The 5,786-nt window shown below is 40.0% G+C and carries 5 protein-coding genes; all 5 read left to right on the top strand.

The genetic code is table 11. From position 1 onward, the window contains the following. The first annotated feature begins 128 nt into the window (after window positions 1-128). Window positions 129-737 carry a hypothetical protein gene (locus AB6D07_RS22475; RefSeq protein WP_372092389.1) on the top strand — a complete coding sequence of 203 codons (609 nt, stop codon included), beginning with the start codon at window positions 129-131 and terminating at the stop codon, window positions 735-737. Continuing rightward, window positions 734-3,505, top strand: a complete 2,772-nt coding sequence (locus AB6D07_RS22480; RefSeq protein ID WP_372092392.1) for a CS1-pili formation C-terminal domain-containing protein — start codon at window positions 734-736, stop codon at window positions 3,503-3,505. Before AB6D07_RS22475 ends, AB6D07_RS22480 begins: the two co-directional genes overlap by 4 nt. A 1-nt stretch (window position 3,506) precedes the next feature. Continuing rightward, complete coding sequence (locus AB6D07_RS22485; protein ID WP_029222807.1) at window positions 3,507-4,220, top strand: hypothetical protein; 714 nt, start codon at window positions 3,507-3,509, stop codon at window positions 4,218-4,220. Window positions 4,221-4,238: 18 nt separating this feature from the next. Further along, window positions 4,239-5,297, top strand: a complete 1,059-nt coding sequence (locus AB6D07_RS22490; RefSeq protein WP_017102327.1) for a hypothetical protein — start codon at window positions 4,239-4,241, stop codon at window positions 5,295-5,297. Between the two features lies 1 nt (window position 5,298). Beyond that, the coding region (locus tag AB6D07_RS22495; protein WP_372140757.1) for an outer membrane beta-barrel protein at window positions 5,299-5,786 on the top strand (488 nt) is incomplete at its 3' end.

The raw sequence follows: 5,786 nt of genomic DNA on the forward strand, positions 1-5,786 counted from the left end.
AAATACGCGAAACGGGGTTGTTCTATCTTTAAATTTAATTACGCAACAAAGCCGCGTATACAGGTCAAGATGCTGCGTTATCAGTAACGGTAGTGGCTTCAGAGCTCTAATTTAGAAAGTAATCTGGGGTGATGTTATTTGAAGTTGCCCCTCTTTTTTATGTGGGGAAATATTACGTGAGAGTTATTGTTTGCAGTACTGTACTGTACTGTACTGTACTGTTAGTAGCTGTGATGGTTCCTAGTGCCATAGCACACACTGACAGTTATACGTTTCAGGTGTCGACCAATATTGATCGTTCAAATATGTTGGCGGATACGGTCAGTTTGAAACTCGATCCTAGTTCAATAACTCTTGCATATGATCCTAGTATCAGCACGTTTGCAGATAAGCAAGTCAAGCTCAATATTGAATCGGATGTCTATTTATTCGATTCAAAATTAAAAATAACGGGCTATCAACTATTTCTCATAAATAACGTTTCTAGTTGTTACTCATCAGTTCGTCCTGAGCTAGATAATATGCTTGATGGCTACGACAGTATCGCCAAGATCCATATTGATGACAAAGTGGCGCCAATGAATATTGATGAAGCAATTACTTATTCAGATATAAACTTTGATTCAACAAGTAACGTTGTTACCCACGGCCTGAAGCTAAAGTTCAAGGTTATATCAGATGAAGAGGTTAGAAGTTGTAACGGCTCGTTTGTTGTAGGTTTTAGGTATGATTTATGAAAAGTATATACTACTTATTAACTAGCGTTACATTGATCTTTTCACCTTGTTCTTTTTCAATGGAAGTGGATGTTCCCGAAGGTTTTGAAGACTTTTTTTCATACCAAAAGCAAAACCTTGAGTTGAAGCAATTAAACGGCGACTATCGTGATACGGTTCTACTCGTTGCCTACGATAGCGTAAAGCTAAGTAATTATTCTAACGAAAACGCAAAACTAAGCCGCATGCTGTTGGACAACAATGTGAAGCCTCTTTATGTCGAAAAAATACTGGTTGAACTAAAAAATGGTGTCAAGGTTAGAAATAACGAGTGTAAAGAAAAAGAACTGTCCAACTGTGTGCTAGTTCCTACGGGCGAAGCTTATGCTTTGGTGTTGGACTATGACAATAAACGCCTACAGCTTTTTGTTAGTCCTAACTTAGTCAATCAAGTCGAATCTAAAGTAGATGGGAAATACCAACAAACCCCAAAAGATAACCCAGCGACCATTAACCACGTTTCTATCGATTTCGATAAATATGATGGCTCGGATTTCAATTACAGCATCAACGATGAGTTGATGGTTGGGTTGAATTACGGTTACATCCAAAGCGAGGCGCAGTACCAAAGTTACAACGACGAATTCGACGTGTATAAGCTTGCATACCATCTCGATTTTGACCGATACAGTTTGCGAGTCGGGCAGTTCATCGGTCATGAATCAATGAACAGTACAGATTTCTTACTTGAAGGCTCAACGCTGAATGGCGTAACCGAGCGATCCATAGATTTTGGTTCATCAAACAATCTGTTATTGGGTGGGCGAAACGAAAACAAACAACTCTATTTCTTCTCGCCATCGGTTGGGCGTTTGATCGTCAAAGACGCCGACAGTGGCCGGATATTGTTAAACCGAAACACCGAACCTGGTCAGCAATTTATTTCTTACTCTGAACTGCCATACGGTATTTACGATGTCATTTTAGAAGTTCGTAATAACGACAACCCGCTATTGCAAGAAGCACACACTATCTATAATAAACGTTCTGACAATTTGGCGCTGAATGAATGCGATTTTCTACTGTCTGTAGGGCAACTTGAAGGCAAAAATATCGTCAATAAAGAGCAAGAAGATGAATTGATGTTTGCTCGCGGGCTGACGAGTCTAAAAGTACATAATTCAACTCTTTTGGGGTTAGGTGTTACAGGCAGTAATTTAGGGGCGATCGCGACGGCAGGCTTAGCGTTCGATCTACCTTGGGAACTGTCTCTTCAGTCAACGTATAACTACGCTAACAGTGGCGAAACTTATTTTGATACTACGTTGAATTTAGGTTTTTTCACCACCTCTTTCCAAGAATACAAAGGTGGTAGCAACAATAATTTGGCATCTACGCTGTACGGTTATGGTAATTTTAAGCGTGCCTATATAGGTAGCTCATTTGAATTGTTTAACTTAGGCCAGGCAAGGTTAAGTGGCGCGTATAACTTTAACCAAAGCGATGTCACATCGATTGACTATGAAAACTATAACTTCTCATTTGGTTTAGGCCGGCAGATTAACAACTATGTCCGACTCGACGTCAATCTGGGTTATACAACAGATTCTTTGCAAGAAGACTTTGAACTAGACAAGCTCGATGGAAGTTTGTCGGTGACGATCAATTTGAACCCGCAAGATTCAATTTATTTCCGGTCAACGGTTCATGGTTATAACCGACAAGTATCATCGATTAGAAATACTTTGTCAGCGTCGTCCATCATTGACGGAGAAAACTACCAAGACTATGGCGAAGTGAGTCATGTTTACAACAATGTTTCAGGGTCCTCGACCAGAGTCGATAGCTCTTATTCAGGTAATTACCGTAACGACTACTTACGTGCCAACGGGCTAGTCACTGCTGATACACAAGGCAAGAAGGGAGCCTCGCTAGGCTTTGATTCGTCGCAAATTTTTGCCAACGGGAAAGGGTACGTTACCGCTAATAAAAGTAGCAGTTATGGCATTATTAACCTGCAACGTAACGGTGGTCAACAGCGGTCAAGTGACGACAATAGGCTGAAAGCGTACTTAACCGTTAAAGATAACGATGGCCAGTTGAAGAAAGTACCGGTCTATAACTACCAGACGGTTATTCCAATGACTGACTACCGACAGTACGCGATGGAGCTGAATACCGATGTCGGTGATCTACAAAACAGTGGTCGAGATTTCAGCTCGGGTTATTCGTACCCATCAGGCGTGATTGAGTTAACGACCAGTGTAGGCATCAGTAAAAAAATTATCTCGGGTTTTAAAGATATTTTTAATACGCCGATTGCAAACATAACGTGTGAGGGGACGGGCTGTTTGGACATTTATGAGCTTTATGATGGTGTTTTCGATATTACGGTACTTGATGAGTTGCCATTTACATTAAAGGCAGATGGTTTGGTGTGTGAGCTGGAAATTTATCAAGATAAAATTAACTACGGTATTAACTATTGCTTTCCTGAACTAAGATTAGGTGAGTCGGTTCTTATATCTAGTCATTCCGATAACGATAACGATAAGGTAGTTAAGTACTTGGGTGAGTATTACAAGGGTCTTAATACATTCGGTTTTATATCCAATATTGAAAGCAAGAATATGCAAGTTTACATGCTAGATAAGCGCGAACGAGTCGCTGTCTATGTTTCTTATGAAGATGAACGCCTTCTCTCAAATATACAGTTAGAAGAAATGGATAAACTACTTAAATTTGCGAGAACAAATACTCCAATTAACATTGGTGAGGTAAAAAAGTAATATGAAAATGAGATTATTAGTTGGAGCGCTTTTGTGTCTTTTCTCGACATTATCCAGCGCTGTGTATCTCGACAAAATGCTGCAGGTTTCCGATGAAAACGGCAACGCATCGTTCACTGTTACCAATGACAAAGAGATAGTCTATTTCGTTGAAACCAAAATCAATGAAATTGTGACCACGGAAGAGGGTGGGTTAGTACGCAAACCATACACACGCGAAAACTTGGCGGAATGGACAGTTGCGATCAGTAATCCCAAATTCATTATTGAGCCAGGTCGAACAAAGAGTCTTGGCATCCGAGCCATCTGTGGAGACAGTTGCTCATGGGGTGAAGACCGTACCTACGAGATTGTATTTATTCCAAAACCTTACGCGAATGGTTCTGAGTCAGGTGAGCAGTCGGTGAATATTTTTGTTGGATACGCGCCGATATTAATTGTTCCGGCTAAAGAACCAAAGGTCGATTATGATATTGATGTTATAGGAAAAAGTCTTTCTATTCATAACAAGGGCAACACCATGCTTCGAGTTTTGATAGACAACTGCCAAGGTGTGAAAAAAAATTCGTGCAGTGTATTTTATACACTGATTAAAGGTAGAAAAAAGAGCTTTGATTTACCAAAAGGTTTAGTAAATAAAAACCTGAACGTCACGGTATTAAACCATGATGAAAGTTTTCGAAAGAAAATCGTCGTTCTTGCCAAGGAACGATAACGGATTTGTAGGTAGCTTATGAGACATTTAATTCTATTCGTTCTCCCCTTGATTTGCAGCGCATCAAGTTATGCTTTGACAGTGAATATCACAGTTAAAGGGGAAGATATCCGATATGAAAATGCCACACCGTACGCTGGTTCGTATTTAACCACCACCTCAGAAGTGCTATCGGGCTTAGAGCCAACAAAGAAATGGCTCCCAGCAGTTGAAAAGGGAACTAAGTCGATAACGTTGACAAATGGATCTACTCGGGCTGAGGCAAAGGTGTCTTTTTATGGGTTTGAGTTCAATTGGGGAGGGTTTAACTCTTCAGTTGATACCAGCGATTCGTCACATGGTTTTGGTTTAGAAAAAACACGATGCAATCCAGTACAAACATCATCAGGTGTTTTGCTGGTCAACAACACTGCGAGCAACACGTGTATTTCCAATTATCCAGTGGTGAGCGTAAAAGAGAATATTCCTTTTTATTTTATTAGGCCTATGTTTCAAATTTCTGATCTATTATCAGCGCTAAGGGGGAAACCCGAAGGCACTTACATAGGTAGTGTGAAAATTCCGTTGCGATATTACTTTTACAACAACATGTCGGTTTTTACCTATCGAAACTTGTCGATTAATTTGACCTTTCAAGTGAACTATCTACCTGAGGCCTTTACTTCCTTAGTTGTGACGCCAGAAAACGGTGGAGTTATGCCTCCTCAATATGGTTCAGGAACGGTAAAAGGAAAAACTCGGTTTAATATCGAGACACTAGGGTACTTTAATACCGGAATCAAAATGAAGTTTGATACTTCAAAAGATTATTCCTTAACTCATGATTCCCAGCCAGATGAAAAAATTCCGTATTACGTTCATTGTGATACTTGTGAAGACAAAGTGATTATCGGTGATAACGGTAAGGCAACCACGGCTGTATTAAATAATGCTGGTGTGGTATTGGCGCCTGTTGGAAGTGATAAAACGAGAATTAGTTACAACCTAACGGTTGGTTACAGCGATAAATCAGTTAATGAAGTCGTTACTGGCGGATACTCGGATTCCTTTGTCGTAATATTTGGATTGGACTTTTAACATGTTAAAAAAACTCATTGCAGTAGCGACGGTTATCTACGCTATCACTGGTTACGCAGCGGAATACAATGAATCGTTTTACATTACGCCGAAGCTAGATTTTGTGAACCAGTTGGATTCAGAAGATAGCGCTGATTTCGGTATAGGCTACGCGTTGGATATCGGCGTGCCGGTTTATAAATTTGTCTCGGTCGAGAGCATTGTTAGGTACATCGATTGGAATTCAGATCAGTTTGACAGCAACTTTCTTCAATTTGGAGCGTTGCTAAAGCTAAACTTTCCATTCACAGATAAAACCAACTTTGCACTTTCTGGCGGTTTGTTAGCAGATCTTGATGTAGGGAATGAAGCTAGAGGTAAAGAAGTGAATCCTTACATTAAATTGGATGTGGATTATAACATTAGTAATAACTGGGCGGTTGTTCTAGGCTTTAACCGGCTTTGTTGCGTAATTAAATTTAAAGATAGAACAACCCCGTTTCGCGTATT

Origin of the sequence: Vibrio sp. 10N.239.312.C11 (assembly GCF_041466065.1) — a bacterium.
GTDB classification, from domain to species: domain Bacteria; phylum Pseudomonadota; class Gammaproteobacteria; order Enterobacterales; family Vibrionaceae; genus Vibrio; species Vibrio tasmaniensis_A.